The sequence below is a fragment of the Mesobacillus sp. AQ2 genome, from assembly GCF_030122805.1.
GTDB classification, from domain to species: Bacteria; Bacillota; Bacilli; order Bacillales; family Cytobacillaceae; genus Mesobacillus; species Mesobacillus oceanisediminis_A.
This window is the reverse complement of record NZ_CP126080.1, coordinates 1,071,354-1,089,438: the sequence shown is the minus strand read 5'-3', so window position 1 is coordinate 1,089,438 and position 18,085 is coordinate 1,071,354. Positions and strand designations below refer to the sequence as shown.

Annotated in this window: 19 protein-coding genes; 7 read left to right on the top strand and 12 right to left on the bottom strand. The window is 44.9% G+C overall.

Features of this window, described 5'->3' with window-relative positions; translation table 11 throughout:
- Positions 1-147: 147 nt before the first annotated feature.
- The 3 genes from QNH36_RS05385 to QNH36_RS05375 are packed head-to-tail and all read left to right on the top strand — an operon-like array spanning position 148 to position 2,741.
- The gene (locus tag QNH36_RS05385; RefSeq protein ID WP_144475121.1) at positions 148-1,599 is read left to right on the top strand and encodes a carbon starvation CstA family protein; all 1,452 of its coding nucleotides are present in this window, start codon (positions 148-150) and stop codon (positions 1,597-1,599) included.
- A 2-nt stretch (positions 1,600-1,601) separates the two neighbouring features.
- The gene (locus QNH36_RS05380) at positions 1,602-1,757 is read left to right on the top strand and encodes a hypothetical protein (protein WP_186326652.1); all 156 of its coding nucleotides are present in this window, start codon (positions 1,602-1,604) and stop codon (positions 1,755-1,757) included.
- 60 nt (positions 1,758-1,817) lie between these two features.
- Positions 1,818-2,741, top strand: a complete 924-nt coding sequence (locus QNH36_RS05375; RefSeq protein WP_144475122.1) for a ketopantoate reductase family protein — start codon at positions 1,818-1,820, stop codon at positions 2,739-2,741.
- 49 nt (positions 2,742-2,790) lie between these two features.
- Here QNH36_RS05375 and buk read toward each other — a convergent pair whose 3' ends face one another.
- The 6 genes from buk to QNH36_RS05345 form a co-directional block, all read right to left on the bottom strand.
- Positions 2,791-3,849, bottom strand: coding sequence for a butyrate kinase (gene buk / locus QNH36_RS05370; RefSeq protein ID WP_144475123.1), 1,059 nt, complete (start codon positions 3,847-3,849; stop codon positions 2,791-2,793).
- A 17-nt stretch (positions 3,850-3,866) separates the two neighbouring features.
- Positions 3,867-4,787 (bottom strand): phosphate acyltransferase, encoded by a 921-nt coding sequence (locus QNH36_RS05365; RefSeq protein WP_144475124.1) that lies wholly within the window; start codon positions 4,785-4,787, stop codon positions 3,867-3,869.
- Positions 4,788-4,809: 22 nt separating this feature from the next.
- On the bottom strand, positions 4,810-5,880 hold the full coding sequence (locus tag QNH36_RS05360; protein WP_222125057.1) for a Glu/Leu/Phe/Val family dehydrogenase: 1,071 nt from the start codon (positions 5,878-5,880) through the stop codon (positions 4,810-4,812).
- A 382-nt stretch (positions 5,881-6,262) separates the two neighbouring features.
- On the bottom strand, positions 6,263-7,387 hold the full coding sequence (locus QNH36_RS05355) for an NADH-dependent flavin oxidoreductase (RefSeq protein WP_144475125.1): 1,125 nt from the start codon (positions 7,385-7,387) through the stop codon (positions 6,263-6,265).
- 127 nt (positions 7,388-7,514) lie between these two features.
- Entirely contained in the window at positions 7,515-7,967 is a 453-nt protein-coding gene (locus tag QNH36_RS05350) for a DUF1259 domain-containing protein (protein ID WP_260983540.1), read from the bottom strand.
- A gap of 133 nt (positions 7,968-8,100) precedes the next feature.
- Complete coding sequence (locus QNH36_RS05345) at positions 8,101-9,405, bottom strand: DUF2254 domain-containing protein (RefSeq protein ID WP_144475127.1); 1,305 nt, start codon at positions 9,403-9,405, stop codon at positions 8,101-8,103.
- 181 nt (positions 9,406-9,586) lie between these two features.
- Between QNH36_RS05345 and rluF the strand changes: the two genes are divergently transcribed.
- The gene (rluF, locus tag QNH36_RS05340; RefSeq protein WP_251544012.1) at positions 9,587-10,300 is read left to right on the top strand and encodes a 23S rRNA pseudouridine(2604) synthase RluF; all 714 of its coding nucleotides are present in this window, start codon (positions 9,587-9,589) and stop codon (positions 10,298-10,300) included.
- A gap of 44 nt (positions 10,301-10,344) precedes the next feature.
- Here the strand turns inward: rluF and QNH36_RS05335 are convergent, their stop codons facing one another.
- Both QNH36_RS05335 and QNH36_RS05330 read right to left on the bottom strand, forming a co-directional pair.
- The gene (locus QNH36_RS05335) at positions 10,345-11,613 is read right to left on the bottom strand and encodes an MFS transporter (RefSeq protein WP_283904894.1); all 1,269 of its coding nucleotides are present in this window, start codon (positions 11,611-11,613) and stop codon (positions 10,345-10,347) included.
- Entirely contained in the window at positions 11,614-12,090 is a 477-nt protein-coding gene (locus QNH36_RS05330) for an ArsR/SmtB family transcription factor (RefSeq protein WP_251543914.1), read from the bottom strand.
- 161 nt (positions 12,091-12,251) lie between these two features.
- On the opposite strand from QNH36_RS05330, the gene QNH36_RS05325 reads away from it, so the two are divergent.
- The 3 genes from QNH36_RS05325 (at position 12,252) to QNH36_RS05315 (ending at position 14,799) form a co-directional block, all read left to right on the top strand.
- A complete protein-coding gene (locus QNH36_RS05325) occupies positions 12,252-13,013 on the top strand; it encodes an RQC-minor-1 family DNA-binding protein (RefSeq protein WP_144475129.1) in 762 nt (253 codons plus the stop codon).
- A gap of 122 nt (positions 13,014-13,135) precedes the next feature.
- Complete coding sequence (locus QNH36_RS05320; protein WP_251543916.1) at positions 13,136-13,597, top strand: MarR family winged helix-turn-helix transcriptional regulator; 462 nt, start codon at positions 13,136-13,138, stop codon at positions 13,595-13,597.
- Complete coding sequence (locus tag QNH36_RS05315; RefSeq protein WP_260983517.1) at positions 13,594-14,799, top strand: MFS transporter; 1,206 nt, start codon at positions 13,594-13,596, stop codon at positions 14,797-14,799. Before QNH36_RS05320 ends, QNH36_RS05315 begins: the two co-directional genes overlap by 4 nt.
- A gap of 216 nt (positions 14,800-15,015) precedes the next feature.
- On the opposite strand, the gene QNH36_RS05310 is transcribed toward QNH36_RS05315, so the two are convergent.
- From QNH36_RS05310 to pxpB, 4 genes are all read right to left on the bottom strand, one after another.
- Positions 15,016-15,531, bottom strand: a complete 516-nt coding sequence (locus QNH36_RS05310; protein ID WP_144475130.1) for a CBO0543 family protein — start codon at positions 15,529-15,531, stop codon at positions 15,016-15,018.
- 110 nt (positions 15,532-15,641) lie between these two features.
- Complete coding sequence (locus QNH36_RS05305) at positions 15,642-16,577, bottom strand: 5-oxoprolinase subunit C family protein (RefSeq protein WP_144475131.1); 936 nt, start codon at positions 16,575-16,577, stop codon at positions 15,642-15,644.
- Entirely contained in the window at positions 16,574-17,341 is a 768-nt protein-coding gene (locus QNH36_RS05300) for a LamB/YcsF family protein (protein WP_144475132.1), read from the bottom strand. The genes QNH36_RS05305 and QNH36_RS05300 overlap by 4 nt, the downstream gene beginning before the upstream one ends.
- A gap of 5 nt (positions 17,342-17,346) precedes the next feature.
- On the bottom strand, positions 17,347-18,063 hold the full coding sequence (gene pxpB / locus QNH36_RS05295) for a 5-oxoprolinase subunit PxpB (protein ID WP_144475133.1): 717 nt from the start codon (positions 18,061-18,063) through the stop codon (positions 17,347-17,349).
- Between the last annotated feature and the right edge of the window lie 22 nt (positions 18,064-18,085).

Below are 18,085 nucleotides of genomic sequence, written 5' to 3'. Positions count from 1 at the left end.
ATTTCAATAGAATCATAATGCATCTAAATCGACAAATTCTGCACTTCAAGCCCACATTCGTGCATCTTGTTCACAAAACCGCCACATGTAATCGTTTTCTTTTATAATAATTGCAAACGCATACATTAAAACTCAAGGAGGTTTCCTATGTATACCTTTCTAGCTGGTATTGCACTTTTAATCGTTGGTTATTTTACTTATGGAAAGTTTGTAGAAAAGGTTTTCGGCGTGAACGAGGGTCGTTCCACTCCGGCTTATACACATAAGGATGACGTTGACTATGTGCCAATGTCGACAAGCAAGAACTCACTGATCCAGCTGCTTAACATCGCTGGTGTCGGCCCGATTTTCGGACCGATCATGGGTGCTTTATATGGACCGGTCGCTTTCCTATGGATCGTTCTTGGCGCTATTTTCGCCGGTGCTGTCCATGACTACCTCACAGGGATGATTTCCATCCGCAACCGAGGTGCCCACCTTCCTGAACTTGCAGGAAAATTCCTTGGTAAGGTCATGAAACACGTTGTCAATGCTTTCGCGGTCCTTCTTTTGCTTTTGGTTGGTACCGTGTTCGTCACTGCTCCGGCTGGTTTGCTTCATACTTTGATGGACGGAAAGGTAACAATGGGTATCATCGTTGCCGCAATTTTTGTTTACTATATTTTAGCGACTTTGCTTCCTGTAGATAAAATCATTGGCCGCTTGTATCCAATCTTCGGTGCATTGCTTTTGATCAGTGCGGTTGGAGTAGGCGCAATGCTGGTGATTACAGGTGCACCGATTCCTGAATTATCATTAACGAATTTCCATCCTGATAATGCAGCGATTTTCCCGCTGTTGTTCTTAACAATCTCTTGCGGAGCGCTGTCAGGTTTCCATGCAACACAAACACCAATCATTTCACGTACTACACAAAATGAAAAACAAGGACGCAAGATTTTCTACGGCATGATGATCGCTGAAGGTGTGATTGCGATGATCTGGGCTGCTGCTGCAATGAGCTTGTTCGATGGCTACAATGGCCTGAACGATATGTTGGCAAACGGCGGACCAGCTGCAATCGTAAGCGAAGCTTCCACATTGATGCTTGGCGCAATCGGCGGAACACTTGCTGTACTAGGTGTAATTGTACTGCCAATCACTTCTGGTGATACTGCATTCCGAAGCGCACGTATGATCATTGCTGACTACTTTAACTTTTCTCAAAAGAAATTCACTAGCCGTCTTTGGATCGCTGTTCCGTTATTCGTTATCTCTTTCGCACTGACAAAAGTAGATTTCACAATTTTATGGAGATACTTCTCCTGGGCAAACCAGTCAACTGCGGTCATCGCGCTGTGGGTTGGTGCCATGTACCTGTTCATCGCCAAGAAGAACTACTGGATCGCAATGATTCCTGGCATGTTCATGACAGCTGCCGTCACATCTTATATCCTTAATGCACAAATCGGTTTCGGTATGTCTCTGACAGTTTCCAATATTGGAGCGCTAATCGTCACAGCTGTCATCACGGTCATGTTCTTCAACGCTGCTAAAAAAGCACGTGCTAAAAACATCCCGCTTGATGAAGACATCTCCAACTACAACAAGGTGGCGTAACGATGAGCGGATGCTGCAGTCCTGGATACCGCAAGACAGTCAATGAGAAGGAAGAACAAGTCAACAAAAAAGGGAAAGAGCAGCTTCCCTTTATTGCCAAAATCATTATTGTCCTTATTACTGCAGGAGGTCTGCTGGCAGCCATTCTTGCAAATTAAGTAAGAAAAGTGCACGCTTAATTCAAGCGTGCACTTTTACATATTTAGGAGGTTAAAAATATGAAAATATTAATCGTTGGTGCCGGTGCGATTGGCGGTTATTTCGGCGGAAGGCTTTTGGAAAAAGGAGCGGATGTAACATTTCTTGTGCGTGAGAAACGGCATAAGCAGCTCAAGGAAAACGGACTGGCTGTTTCCAGCATTCACGGCGATCTGCATTTTCCTGACCCGCAGACAATTGGAGCGGAGTCGCAAGCTGAGCTGTTTGATGTCATTCTCGTTTCCACCAAATCCTATCATTTGGATGGCGCGATTGAAAGCATTCGTCCATTCGTTGGCGACAGTACGATGATTCTCCCTTTGCTGAACGGAATTGCTCATCTTGATGCTTTAACCGAAGCTTTCGGGGCGGAAAAGGTGATTGGCGGGCTATGTTTTATCGAAACGACCCTTGATGAAAGCGGAAAGGTGATCCAAACCAGTCCGATTCAGGATTTGGTATTTGGAGAACTGAACGATAAACGTTCAGAAAGAATCCTAAAACTGCAAGCTGCTTTTGACGATACGAAGGCTAACTTCCGTCTTTCAGAGAAAATTGAACAGGAAATGTGGCAAAAATACTTATTCATCACATCATTAAGCGGCATCACCTCACTTTTCAGATCCCCTATCGGTCCCATTCGGGATCAAACGCAGGGAGCGGAAACGATTAAACGCCTGCTGTATGAGACGGTCGAGATCATGACGGCGATTGGTGCCCCGCTTTCCGAGGGGGCTAAGGATGCGACATGGAACAGGCTGAACGAAATTGGCCACGGCATGAAGTCCTCCCTCCAGCGTGATATGGAAAAATCACTCCCGACAGAAGGAGACCACCTATTTGGCTATTTGCTGAAGAAGGCAGCCGAGCTTAGGATAGACGCACCTACTCTGTCTGCTGTTTATGCGAATGTTGATATTTACGATAGTTTGCTCTCCTCTTGAAAAAAAGCCTGAGTCTATGAGGTTAACTTCATAGACTCAGGCTTTTTTGCTAATATATTTTTGCTTTTTCGTGCCCTGTCAGCACTCTCAAGGCACCCAATGCCAGAGCTTCCATTTCTGCTTCACCAGGGATGACAAATACTTCTCCTATGAAACTCACTTTCTCGCGGATCCAATCTGTGATCATTTCTGATTGAGAGATGCCCCCCGTAAGAATGATGCCGTCTGCCTTTCCATCCAGAACGGTTGCCATTGCCCCGATTTCTTTTCCTATCTGATGAACCATTGCCTTCAATATAAGAGATGCTTCAGGGTCCCCAGTCTGAACACGTTGCTCAACTTCAATGACACTTTTTGTACCCAGATAGGAATAAATCCCGCCCTTCTTTGTCATCCTCTGGAGCAATTCCTTTTCACTGTATTTCCCTGAAAAACAAAGCTGGACAAGCTGCTTTGCCGGCAGTCCGCCTGCCCTCTCTGGAGAGAATGGACCCTCGTTATCGGCATTGTTCACATCGATCATCCTGCCGCCCTTTAACGCCGCAACCGAAATGCCTCCGCCGAGATGCGCGACAACAAAACTTGTTTCAGCTAATTTCTTCCCAGTCTCAGCTGCAATCTTACGGGATACCGCCTTGATGTTGAGCGCATGGGCATGGCTCTTCCTCTCAATATCCGCTAAACCGGAAATCCTCGCTTCATCAATCAATTCATCGATACCGACAGGATCGACGATAAAGGCAGGCAGCTGATATTCTTCGGCTATTTCCACAGCGATGATGGAACCGAGATTGGATGCATGATTGCCATATTTGCCTGAACGGGCGTCTTCCAGCAGGTAATCATCAACAGTATAGGTCCCGCTGGTCATCGGCTTTAGCATTCCTCCCCGGCCAACAATAGCGTCCAGTGAAGAAAGCTTGAAATCCCGTATCCTCATGACCCCCATTATGGCATCAAGCCGATATGGAAGCTGGGCTGTCAAATCCCCCAGCTTCATGAGTTCATCATCATCATGCCGGATTGTCTCTTCAAACAGCAATTTTTCATTTTCGTAAACAGCCAGCTTCGTAGAGGTTGATCCGGGGTTAATCGCTAAAATATTCATTGATCTTCACCTATCCTTCATACGCTGACCGTTGAGTTTGAAGCAGAAACGACAGCAAGGGCAATGGAGGCTAATTTTGCCTCAGCTGAATCTGACCGTGAGTTCAAAATCAATGGCACCCTGGCTCCAAGTACGATTCCCGCCATCGTTCCTCTGGCGAAATATGTTATAGCTTTGCCAAGGAAATTGCCTGCCTCAATGGTTGGGACAATCAGCAAGTCTGCCATCCCGCCAAGTTCGCTGTCAAGCCCTTTGTGTAAAAGCGATTCCCTGCTGATCGCCAGGTCTAATGGAAGCGGACCTTCGATCAACAACGGCTGGCTGGATTCCTTTTTTACCTGGATAGCCAGTTCGTCTGCTTCGACAGTTACAGGCATTTTCTCGCTGACACGTTCATTTGCTGCCAGAATCGCAACCCGCGGCTGGTCCACTCCAATCCCAATGAGAAACTCGACTGCATTCAGAATGATCTGCTTTTTCCCCTGAAAATCCGGTGCTATATTGAGGCCACCATCTGTCATGCAAATAAGCTGCTCACTTCCTGGTATATCGAATACGGAAAGGTGGCTGATCACGCGGCCTGTTTTTAAATAAAGGTCCTTATCCAGCACCCCTTTTAAAAATGGCGTGCTGTTCACAAATCCTTTCATGATTGCCTGAACATGTCCATCACTTGCCAGCTTGGCAGCGATGTGGGCATTCTCCTTCTCTGTATAGGCAGGATAGACAGGAAATCCCTCTATTGAAAAACCCAGTTCATTTGCCAGCTCAAAGATTCTTTGCAGATCCCCGACGAGGCATGGTTCAATGATTCCCAGCTCGAAAGCCGCCTTTACAGCGACGAGCACATCGAGGTCATGGGCAGCCGCGATGCTCATTTTTACCGGCGGCCTTGTCTGTGCTTCTGCAATGACCTCCCTAAAGTTTCGATAGCGCATCTTCTCACCCCCTGTTGCTTTATCATCTGTACTTGCTCTGGATCCTGCTGATTTTTTCAATCTTCTCTTCTACTAATATATTTGCAGCTTTATACGTTGGTATATCGTGATTTTTGGCGATTTTGTAGATTTTTCCGAGGATGTCATAGATCATGTTTGCATTCTTGAATGCCCGTTCCTTGCTGTACTCATGCAATTCATCCGCTACCTGGATCAGCCCGCCTGCATTGGCGACATAGTCAGGTGCGTAAAGGATTCCTTTCTGATGCAGCATGTCGCCGTGGCGTTCTTCTGCCAGAACATTGTTGGCAGCACCGGCCACCGCCAGGCATTTCAGTTTTGGAACCGTGATGTCATTGATTACAGCGCCAAGAGCATTCGGTGAAAAAATATCGCATTCTAAGGTGTATATGTCCAAAGGTTCAACTGTCTCAATATCCGGATATTGTTCTAGAACTTCTTTAACATTTTCCTCAAAAATATCTGTGACGACCAGGTTTGCTCCTTCATCATGAAGATGTCCCACCAGGAAGCGACCAACTTTGCCAAGCCCCTGCACAGCAATTTTGCGCCCCGCCAGTGAATCCGTACCGAATATCTCTTTTGCTGTCGCTTTAATCGCTTTCCACACGCCATAGGCCGTGATGATTGCAGAGTTGCCGCTGCCTCCATATTCTTCCGGCAGCCCGACCAGATAGGAGGTTTGCTTTGCTGCGGACACGAAATCCATGCCGACAGTTCCTACATCTGTCCCTGTGTAAAAGCGCCCTTTCAATGTTTCGATAAAAGAGCCAAAAGCCTGGAAAAGTTCATCCGATTTTTCAGACTTGGGATCGCCGATGATGACAGCCTTACCGCCCCCGTATGTCACTCCTGAAACTCCGCATTTATAGGTCATCCCTTTGGAAAGGCGCAATACATCCCGCAGTGCTTCACCGGTCGACTCATAATCCCACATCCGGCAGCCGCCCAGTGCAGGACCAAGAGTTGTATCGTGGATCGCAACAATCGATTTCAGACCGGTGGCTTTGTCATAATTGAAAATCACCTGTTCATGGCCGTGTTCCTTCATTTCTTCAAAAAGATCGAGCATCATTTTCTGTTCTTCCGTTAGCAACACAAACATCCCCTCCCGTAATCGGACCTGGCAAAGCTCTGCCTATCTGCTGGATGTATCCAGATCATTAAAATGTAAGCCCTTACACTGATACATTATAAAGAGTTTCGCTGCCGCCAACGGTGATATATCTTACACTTTTATGGCAAAGCAACTGAAAAAAATCATTGGAAATTTCCAGTTCGCCAATAAAGTTGTGAACATCGCCAATAAAATGTTTTTTTCGCCAAAATACTTGTTGAAATCGCCAATAAACCTAAATTTTCGCCAATAAAATTGTGAACTCCGCCAATAAAACAAAATTCACTCAAAAAAAGAACCAAAGCACAGCAGCTTTGGTTCTTTTAAGAGCAATTTATTATTGTACACCTGGAAACCAGCCTGGTGTATTGACGATTGCCTGCCATAATGGATCCGGTACGACGAGGCGTGACTGCGCACCTGTATCAAGCTTCGTTTCAATTTCATTTTCACGGCCGGTTTCGACCTTCTCTACCCAATCCGGATCAATGATCAGTTCACGGCCAAGCGCGAGCAGCGGTACTCCTGTTTCGAATGCCTTAATCACATCCTCAGCACTGTATAGTGATCCCACACCAATGACAGGTACTTTATTACCGACTCGTTCGTGAATGATTTCCATCCGTGAACGGTCATCATCCACACCTCTCCTCGGTTTGGACCAGAAATCATTCAATGATACGTGCAGGTAATCGAGATTTTTTGCTGCGAGTGCATCGATCAACTCAAGGGTGTCTGCCATTGTGATACCAGGCTCCTCCGGCTCTTCCGGCGAGAATCTGTATCCGACGATGAACGGTTCCCTGGCATGCTCAGCTGTTACTTTTTTCACCTCATCAATAACCGCCAGCGGAAAGGCCATCCTTTTTTCCAGTGAGCCACCCCATTGATCTTCACGCCTGTTCGAATGGGGAGAGAAGAATTGCTGGATCAAATACCCATTGGCTCCATGGATTTCGACTCCATCAAAGCCTGCCTCGATTGCCCGGCGGGTGGTCTCTCCGAAGGCAGAAATGATCTTCTCAACTTCTTCTCCTGTCAACTCACGCGGTGCTTTCGCGCTGTTCCGCTCTGACTGAACGGCACTTGCGCTGACGATATCTCCATCCGGCACCAGTTCTGGCGGACATTCGCGGCCACCATGGAAAATTTGCAGAACCGCTTTTGCGCCTTCCGCCTTTATGGCTGAAGCCAGCTTGCGCAGACTTGGAATCATCTCATCTGTATCTGCGCCAAACTCACCTTTGAAGCCTTTCCCATCCCTGGTCACGTATGTACATGCCGTCACGACCATGCTGACTCCTTTTGAGCGTCGGGCATAATACTTTACCTCTGCGTCTGTCACGGTTCCATCCTCATTGGATGAGAAATTTGTCATCGGCGCCATGACAAGTCTATTCTTCAAGCTGACTCCATTTGGAAATGAAAACGAATCGAATAACGGTTTATAATTTTCATCCATGTATTATGTACCTCCTTTTTCGATATACGAAAGATTTTACCTAATATGCTAATTGCTAAACATCCTAGTTATTATTTGTATCTTCCCGAAAAAAAACAGCGGAAAATTACTTTTCCGCTGTCATCTATTACCTGCTTGTTTTTTCGATTGCTGCCTTGATGGCCGCCGCCTGCTGGTCCATATCGCCCATTCCCTGAAAATGAAGATACATGATTCTCGGTTTCTCAAAGAGCATATGGTTGTGCAAAGCTGAGATTTCAAGCTTGCCATTTGTCAATTCATCGAGAACCGGGTTTACTTCATCCTGGAGCAAAGCAAGTTCTCCCATCACGGCTGTTTGCCCATCAACATTTTCAAAACTGAAATGGAAGGCAAGTTCCATCATTTCCATAGACAATTTTTTATCCATAAACGTCGCTTTTTTAATATTTTTACGGATGATTTCCACCTTGCAAACGCCATCTACTGTTTCAACGTCTGTATTGAAAACTTTTTTCAGCTTTTCACAATCTGCACTTCCCTGGGCTTGTGCTGCAGCGGGTAAAAATAATGAAAAAACCAACACGGCTGCCATCGTCATTCTATTCACTTCAGGCACTCCTTTTTTCATTAGCATCCCTGTTTAAAGCTTCGTTATTCCTGGCCTTTTATAAAAAGACACACTGCCGCAACAGAAATTCTTGCTGTTCCATTTGAAAAAGCCTGCTTCCATCCTAAAGCGCTATACCCAATACAGTTGAAAGTTCTTGTTTCTTCTCATTTAAATAAAGTTGGTCCAATCCCTTGAGTTCGTCTTTATTGAATTTTTCCATATTGTAAATATAAAGCTCCCAGATGCTTTTCTTCAATGAATCATCAGCTGATCTTCCGATTAACAGATAAGCTTCGATCAGAGCTATTAGAATTGAAAAATCCTCGCTGCCATAATGGATGATTTGATAAAAGGATAAATATAAGATGTCCATCGTCCTTTTTTGTTTGCCAATGATTCTTGGCTGCATCTCTTCGTCATAATAGGCGATATAACGGCCATTCGAACGAATCCGGCAAAGATGGGACAACGCCATTCCCAGATACGAGATACAGACTCTTGCTGTATTAGGGTCATTGACCGCAGGTGATATAGCCCTTAATGCCACCTCGACAATTTTCTGCAGGGCGAATTCCGGGTCCTGAATCGATGAACGTTCCTTCCCAAGCTTCAAGTACTGATTCAGCACTCCATTTATATCCTCATCCAGTTCACCACTATGATGGACCCGGAACGCAATACTGTCATCGGTAAGAAAATCCCCATTCAAAAAATTTGCCTCAACCCCGATCTTATGCTGGGATGCATATTTCAAAAGCCCGTTATAGTCTGTCAGCTGTACATAGCCATATCCCCTGCACTTTACATCCCTGACGCATTCATAGGTGAAATTCGCATCTTTCCTGTCATCAATCACGTTCGTAAACTTGCTTTCTAAAATCTCTTCCTGCCTTTTGATGACCTTCATACTTCCCTCGGTGATTTCACGGATCAGTGTACTTACCTGGATGGACGTAGCCACATTATGAATGAAATAGGCGAAAACACCAAGGCAGATAAATGCGATTACCACTCCAATCGATGCGGAAATTACTTCACTTTCATACCAGTTTTCACTCATGAAGAGCAAAGATAGGACCGAGTACACAAATCCTCCCATGAAGATTCCAAGTACCCGCATTGTCAACGGATCCTCAACGAAATTATTCAGCGTTCGCGGAGAAAATTGTGATGAGTATGTAGTCAATACAACCATGATTGTTGAAAACGTAATCGTCGTCATCGTTAAAAGTGCCCCGGAAAGCGTACCCAAAATCGTTTGGGCAAGGTCGACACTAGTAAGCATGAATGATGGAACAACTTCCTGAGACAGTCCGTTGTGGTCAACATAGATCACAATCAATGCGAGCAGAAATGCGAGCACACTATAAATGACTGGTCTCAGCCACATACTTTCCCTTATCCTTAAAGCCATTTTTCTCAACAAACTCTCCAACTCCTTAGCTGCCGACTTCTTCCTTACTTATTTAGACCAATTAAGTCGTGTTTAATCAATTACCTTTACAGTTAGGTAGTAACATATTTAAAATGCCAGGGCTAGACAAGGCTTGAAATTAAACACACAGTGGCATATTCTTAATTGTATACTTCAAATATTTAAGGGTGGGATTAACCTGCGTATCAATAAATTCATCAGCGAATCAGGAAAAACGTCAAGACGCGGCGCTGACCGCCTCATTGAGGAAGGACGCGTGACAATCAACGGCAAGGTTGCAAAAATCGGCAGCCAGGTTGAGCCTGGCGATGTCATCAAGCTCAATGGCGAAGAAATCAGGATGTCGCAGAACTATGTTTATATTGCATTGAATAAACCAGTCGGCATCACAAGTACGACGGAAAAACAAGTAAAGGGGAATATCATCGATCTTGTCAATCATCCGCTAAGGATTTTTAACATCGGGCGGCTTGATAAGGATTCAGAAGGCCTGATCCTGCTCACGAACGACGGAGATATCGTCAATGAAATTCTCAGGGCTGAGAACAAGCATGAGAAAGAGTATATCGTATCCGTGGACAAGCCAATCACTCCCGAATTTATCAAGGCGATGTCTGAAGGCGTCAGGATTCTTGGGACGAAAACATTGCCTGCAAAGGTCGTCCAGCTTTCGAAATACGAATTCAATATCATCCTTACACAAGGATTGAACAGGCAGATTCGCCGCATGTGTGAAACTCTTGGCTACGAAGTCCTCAGACTCCAGCGCATCCGGATCATGAATATCCATCTCGGCAGCCTGCAGATCGGGCAATGGCGCGACTTGACCAAAAAGGAGAAACAGCAGCTTTTCAGCGATTTGAATTACGAACCAAAGCAATGGTAAAAGGATGAGCTCATATCGCTCATCCTATTTTTTATCGGCTGTTATTAAATAGATGCTGTACCTGCCTTGTCTTCTTCCCTCAGAAGCTTGAGGAACATTTTTTCACGGTAAAGGTAAAAGACCACTGCAAACAGGCTGAATCCACACACGGCCAGCAGCAGCCATACGGGCAATTTTTCTAGCAGGAACCCAAACAGGATAAATCCTGCAGGAGTCATCGCGCTTGAACCAGTTTCCAGAAGGGCCATGACCCTCCCGCGGTACTCGTCTGGTGTGTTCTTTTGCAGAAGGACGCTTACTGGCGTATTGATGAACATAATCGACGCGGACAGGACAAGGACCATGCTTACAAGATATCCGAAGATCAATGGATTTGACAGTCCCACGAAGCCCGGAACTGCCGGAAGACCAATCAGTATCAATACAGCTGATAAAATAAGCATGCCTCCTATGATGGAGAATTCCTTTTTTCTGATTTCTTTTCGTCCCGACAGGATGAGCGCCATGATCATCATCCCGACTGAAAATGCACTTTCAATGAAGCCAAGTTGGACCGATGACATTCCTCTGACTGTTAAAACCAAATACGGCATGGCCACCGGAAAGATGGCGAACCAAAAATTCAGCCAAACACTCAGGATCACCAGGTGGAGCAGAAACGGCTGGGCTTTAATATAAGAAATCCCCTGTTTCAGGTCTTCTGCCATGCGGGTTGTTTTTTTATCCTGTGTTTTCTTTGAAAATAGATTGTATTCTATGAGGATGCTAGCGAAAGCTGCGATGAGATAGGTAAGTATATTCAATGCCATGAAGAGGTGAATTTGGATGATGCCAAAGAATACTCCGCCAAGGACCGGTCCCAAAATAGCAGAAAGGGAAATGGCTGCCTGGTTCAGAGACATTGCTTTCTGCAGGTGGTCAGGTCCCACCATGTTGTAGATCGAAGAAGTAACGGCTATGGAATAAAAGGTGCTGATGATGCTCAATCCAGTGGTTGCCACATATAAAATCCAAATTTCCTGACTGAAAAACAGGAAGGACATCAATATGATGGCAAGCCAGAAAGAACTCGCAAAGTTCGAGAAAATGATGATTTTCTTTCGGTCCATGCGGTCGCTTAATGTACCCGCAACCGGGGCGAGCAGGATTCGCGGCAGCATGCTGAGCACGAGCGTGACAGCAAAATTGAGGCTGGAACCTGTTTCAGCAAGGATATACAATCCAATGGCAAAAGCATAGATTGATGATCCAAGCACAGAGGTCACCTTCCCGATCAGAAATAGCACAAGATTTTTCTTGATTGCACCTTCCAATTAATTCTCCTCCTCAAGCGTCCTTTTTAAAGAGATATTGATTTCATACGAAATTTTATTCTGCTCACTTTTCTTTGCTGATTTTTTCACGTATTTTAAAAATAATTGATCGATATCAGCCTGAAGCTCCTTCATGTCTTCCTCCGTTAAAGAGATATATGTCCCTTGTCTTACAACCTTTTCAGTTTCCGGCTGGCCTTGATCGTCGTTCAGGTTGAAATGGGTTGCTTTTGACCGGTAGTATTTCTCTATGATCCCTCTGTTTTCTTTCGTCTCTTCCAGTTCTAAAATGCCGCCATTGTATAGCTGCTGGATATGGTAATGTATACTGCCTGCAGTTTTACCAAGTTCATCGGCAACCTGCTTTGCCGTCATTGCCTTCGTCGCAAGCAAATAAATGATTTTAACTCGTAACGGACTCGAGATTAATTTTTGCTGTTCTAAATTCACATCCATCGTTTTCTTAATATAATCCATTCGATTCACCTTCCATAATATTCATATGTTCTAACTTTATTTTACGTTCTAAAATTTTAGAATGCAATAAATAATTAGAATGATGCGTACTGGCGTGGATTCCTTATGTGTGTTGTAATAACTTATATCAACGTTTTATAAGTTAGGAGCTATTTATAGTCATGAATACGACAAACCCGGTAAGCCAGGACGAACTGAAGATTATTTTGCTCGCTGCAAACGAAATTATTATGTACGGAGGGAAAGGCCTGCTGGGCAAGATCCTCGCAGGATCAAAAGATAGAAGGATCTATACAGCAGACCTCCATCTCTCGACTTTTTACGGAGCCTTTGCAGACATAAAACAAAAGCAGATCATGGAAAAGGTAGAATGGGTGATGTCAAACGGCTACCTTTCAGCTGATGAAAAGCTCTCCCTTCTTATTTACACAGACAAAGGCTGGGGCCTTATTAAGGATGAACTTACGGAAGTTCTTTATACGGATCTTGCCCTCGCTGCTGAGTACGGAAAATATGAGTATGTTCAGGTCATCCTCAATCAGGATCCAGAACTGAAGATGGACCTACTCGATCTCATTTTGGAGAGAAAGGACAAGGAATTGATCGAAATTCTGATTGAATGGCTGGAGCTGGAGACCTATAAACCGGTACCTGAAAGAATCCAGGAGGTGATCCAGGGACTGGTTAAAGGAGATGCCAGCAGTCCACAGCCAACAAACGGGACACTCTCTTTTTCAGCCAATAAAAAATGGCTGGCTATCCCTCAGGAAAGCCGGCAGATGCTTGTCAGGAATGTTTTTTGCGGAAATTGCCGGGGTCCTGTTCAAATCGAGAAATATGTGATCAAGGATTTCAACAATACAGTTATACTCGAAGGAAAATGCAAAAACTGCGGCAATGATGTGGCAAGAGTTATTGATTGAATCAAGGCACCTGGCTTAATTGCCAGGTTTTTTTTACACAAATATAGTTTGTATACAAATTATATTTACACAAAATATTTATCGTGCTAAAATGATATAAGGTAATTGAGGAGGTCACGCTCATGAACATGACTTTGGATAAAGCAATCGGCTCAGCTTCGGTTCGGTTAAGCAAGAAGCTGACACGAATCATCAATCATCATCTGAAGGCTTACCATATTACGACTGAACAGTGGAGTGTCCTGCGCACACTGAATGAGTCTGATAAGATTTCACAAAAAGAATTATCGATCAGGTCAGACAAGGACCAGGCAACCCTGACGAAAATCCTTGATCTCCTTGTAAAACAGGAAAATGTTGAAAGGGTCCCTAATCCCCAGGACCGGCGTTCGTTTCTGGTGGAAATCACTCCAAAGGGCACAAAGCTTGTGGAGGAAGTGACTCCTTATATTGAGGAAATCTACGTGAAAATCACCCATGGTATTGATGCAGCCAATCTTGATATTTTCAAGGAAGTTTTATCCGAACTGGAAGACAATATTGCGGGACTTCTGGAGGAAAACAATCAGAAAGAAGGAATATGATGAACACTACATCCAAGTTGTGGACAGCACAGTTTATGGCCATTCTTTTGATGGCTTTTTTATTTTTTATATGCCTGCAGCTTTTGACTGCGGGCTTCCCTGCTTTCATTACCGACATTAAAAACAATCCGGCGCAGGGTGGTTTGATGACAACGGTATTCATGGTCGCCGCCATCGTCACCCGTTTTTTTGTCGCTTCCTTGATGCAGAAGATGGATTATAAGAAGTTGAGCCTTATTTCTCTCGGGCTGACAGCCGTTACTGTTGCCCTGAGCTTCGGCCAGGATTCAGTCGCATTATTGCTTCTTTTAAGAGTTTTCCATGGAGTTGGTTTTGGGATCATTACGACGATCTTTTCGACTATGGCAACCAATATCATCCCTGCCCACCGGCTCGGTGAAGGAATCGGCTATTACGGGATGGCAACAAGTGTAGGGACAAGCCTTGGGCCTATGTTGGCACTTGCCCTTCTCCAGGTATTTTCTTTTAATATGCTGATTGCGATTTCAGTCGGATTGACACTGCTGATCATGTTCTTGAATATCTTTGTAAAAAGCCCTCGAAAACCTGTACCAGCTAAGCCACAGAAAATCAATTTCCGTGAGCATGCCTTTGACAAAGACGCCTTTACGCCGGCGATCCTGACAGCTTTCTTCTCGATTACGCTTGGCGGAGTCGTAAGCTTCCTGCGGGAATTAGGAAAAGAGGCTAACCTCGGGGCAACCATCTCCCTGTTCTTCCTTGTCCTGACGATTGTGATGGTTATCATCAGGCCGGTATCAGGAAGAATGTACGATAAATACGGGCATAAATTCATCATCTTCCCTGCAGTCGCTTCAGGGATCATCGGATTGACACTTTTAGCGGTCACTCAAAATACTTTTACCTTTTTAGTCGCGGCCGTTTTTTACGGTACTGCATACGGGACGGTAGCACCTACACTTCAGGCAATTGCGGTAAGCGCAGTAACAAAGGAGAAACAGGGCACCGCAAATGCGATGTACTTTTCCTCGATGGATCTGGGAATGGCTCTCGGGTCGGCCGGGCTTGGCCTGCTTGCTTCCTACACGAGCTACCACTTCATATACGGATTCTCGGTTATCTTTCTCGTTGGGCTCATGCTTGCCTATACCTTGATTTTCGTTAAGAAAAAGAAACCTAAGGAACAATTTGTTGAAACGACAGAAGAAATTGGAATCTAAAAACACGGTGGATCCTTTCCACCGTGTTTTTGTCTACCTGATTTCCTTTTTGCGGGCTTTGGGCAATCACTTTATTCATGCTGTTTATTCCCTATCCCCATTCCTGACCTCATGCCTGCGGATATAAATCCACATGGAGATATAGGTCAAAAAGAGTAAAAGGAGAAATACCGGTACAGACAATACATTCTGGATCAACAAACTCATCCACCTCTTTTACTTTAGGCTGTCCAGCGGGAACGGAAATAATAAGTAGAAGATCACGGCAATTGGTATGGAAAGAATCCATGCGATTACTGGTTTTCGGTAATGAACCCATATGAAAACAAATAAAATCAGGTTGAGCCAAATATTATGCCAGCTGTTCCAGCCATTGTCGTACACGAACATCCCTTTATGGGCGAATAATGCTTCTATAATGGAGTAAAAGACCACCCAGGTTCCCAAATAGATGAACTGGTTTCTTCTTGTTGACGGAAATCTCTGAAGATAGATCATCAATCCGACCGGACAGATGAAAAACGTGAAAGCCATATTGATAATCGAATGGTTCAGCCACTCAGCGGTGATTCCGCGGAAAGCCCATAAAGTGTGATTATAATAAAGTGTATTGTAGAGCAGATTGATCATCATGAAAAAAAGAATGGTCGAATACTGCTTCTTCCATTGGGACCAATCAATAAATTTATAAGCGAAAAAAATCCAGACTGCTATGACCAATAATAGATACATATTGCTTCTCTCCCCGTGAATCCTGATTTTATCAGTTATTTCCGGTGGAGAATTTTTTTATACTAAAAAAGACCTGCGTCCAAAAGGAGCAAGGTCATGCGATTGGATATTCAATTAGTAAATAAAAACTTAAACAGTCTTTTCTGCTTCTGGTATTCTTTTTGCGCTTCTTCAATCGTGATTTCTTTGAAGCGGATTTTTGTCCTCGGCAATGACTGGGCGAGAAGCGGAATATCAACAGAAATAACAGTGGCAATCCGGGCATAGCCCCCGGTCGTCTGCCGTTCTGATAGAAGGATAATTGGCTGTCCGTTAGACGGCACCTGTATGCCTCCGAGCGGGATGGCATCGGAAATAATATCGGAGCCGGCCATTGTCTCCAGCCTCGCCCCCTCAAGCCGGTATCCCATCCTATTGGATTGGCTTGAAATTGTATACTCGCTGTCTAAAAATTGATTCAGGGTTTTTTGAGGAAATTTATCAAGATGGGGCCCAAGAATCACTCGTATTTCCAGTTGTTTTCGATATGAAGGAATTAAATCTTTATGTAAAAACCGATTTCGCCTGACAAATGGAGTTCCATATAATAGATCTCCTGCTTCCAGGGCGCGGCCTTGAAATCCGCCGAGCCGGCCATTGATAAAAGTTGACTTGCTGCCCAGCACGAGCGGTACATCTATTCCTCCAGCTACACCAATATATGCCCTCGCACCGCTCTTCACATTTCCAAATGTCAACGTTTCTCCTTTTTTAAGAACGAAATTTTTCCACATCGGTACTTCTTTGTTTTCCACCTTAGGCTGCAAGTCACCGCCACAAATGGCGATCGACACATCACCCAGAGCTTCAAGACCGGGACCGAGCATCGTTGCCTCCAGCCCTGCCTCACCTGGCGGGTTCCCGACAAGCAAATTGGCCATTCTTAAAGAGTAAGTGTCCATCGCTCCTGATGGACTGATGCCATATTGTTGATAACCTGTCCTTCCCAGGTCCTGGACTGTTGTCTGCAAACCTGGTTTGATTATTTTAAAAAGAGGTACTGTCATTTTGCATCCCAGCTCCTGCCGACTTCGATGCCTTCGGATAACAATGTTTCTCTCAATTTCACTGCAAAGTCAAGGGCCTGCGGCTCGTCTCCATGGATGCAGATGGTGTCGGCCTGGATGTCAATGTCTGAACCATCAACTGCCGCGACTTTACCTTCCTTCACCATTCGAATGACCCTTTCCATCACCAGCCTAGCGTCATCAATCATGGCATTAGCCTGCGAACGCGGTGTCAACTTCCCATCAGGCTGATATGTACGGTCCGCAAACACCTCTTGGGCCACCTGCAGTCCTGTCTCCTTGCCCGCCTTAACAAGGAAGCTCCCGGCAAGACCGAATAATACCAAATTGGAATCAACATCTGCCACAGCACGGGCAATCGCTTCGGCAGCTGCAAGATCCTTTGCAGCCAGATTGTAAAGGGCTCCATGCGGTTTCACATGGACGATGCTTGTATCGCAAGCCTTTGCAGCGGCTGTGAGCGCGCCAATTTGATAGATGGTCAGATTGTATATTTCCCTGGCGCTCATCTTGATTTCTCTTCGGCCGAACCCATGCAGGTCCGGAAAGCCAGGATGGGCACCGATTTTCACTCCGTGTGCTTTTGCCATTTTTACCGTATCCATCATGACATTATGGTCTCCTGCATGGTAGCCGCAGGCGATGTTCGCCGAAGTGATATGCTTCAGCACTTCGCTGTCATTGCCAATTTTAAATACACCGTAGCTTTCCCCTAAGTCACAATTAAGGTCAACCGATACCACTTTCCTCACCTCTTTTCATACGTCTTGACCCGGTAGCCGTCACCCATTCTTTTTATACTTATAAATTGCTCCACATTAATTGGCACAAATTTTATGTAATGTCCTGAACTCAACAAGAACGGCTCTTTCTTTTTCGGCGAAAATAAATTAACAGGTGTTGTGCCGATAATCCTCCAACCGGAAGGAACGTTTGCAGGGTAAATCCCCGTCTGGTTCCCGCCAATTCCGACAGCTCCCGGTTTCACACTTTGCCTCGGCTTTTCCAGTCTCGGGACAGCCAGGTTTTCCGGAAGCCCTCCAAGATAAGGGAACCCAGGCATGAACCCCATCATATAGATGAGATATTCTCTATTAGCATGAAGATCGATGACTTCCTGCTCCCCTAAACCATGATACTCTGCGACATATCCTAAATCCTCACCATATTCTCCCCCGTAAAAGACCGGTATTTCATAGACCAGCTGCTTGTTTTGCCGGGATGTTCCCGGAATATGATTGAGGGTTTTAAGTTGATTGATTAGAGTCTCGTAGGGAATGACATCGGGTTCATAATAAATCGTTAATGTCGTGTAGGCAGGAACGCATTCAATAATGCCCTTGACCCTCGCCTGTTCCAGCTTGTTTAAAAAAACAGTTATCTCTTTGTTTATCTTTTCATCTATTGTATCTCCAAAAGAAATACGGACCGCCGAGTCACCCAGCGGCGAGATCTCAAAACGCATCTTTTCCTCCTTAAAATTCATG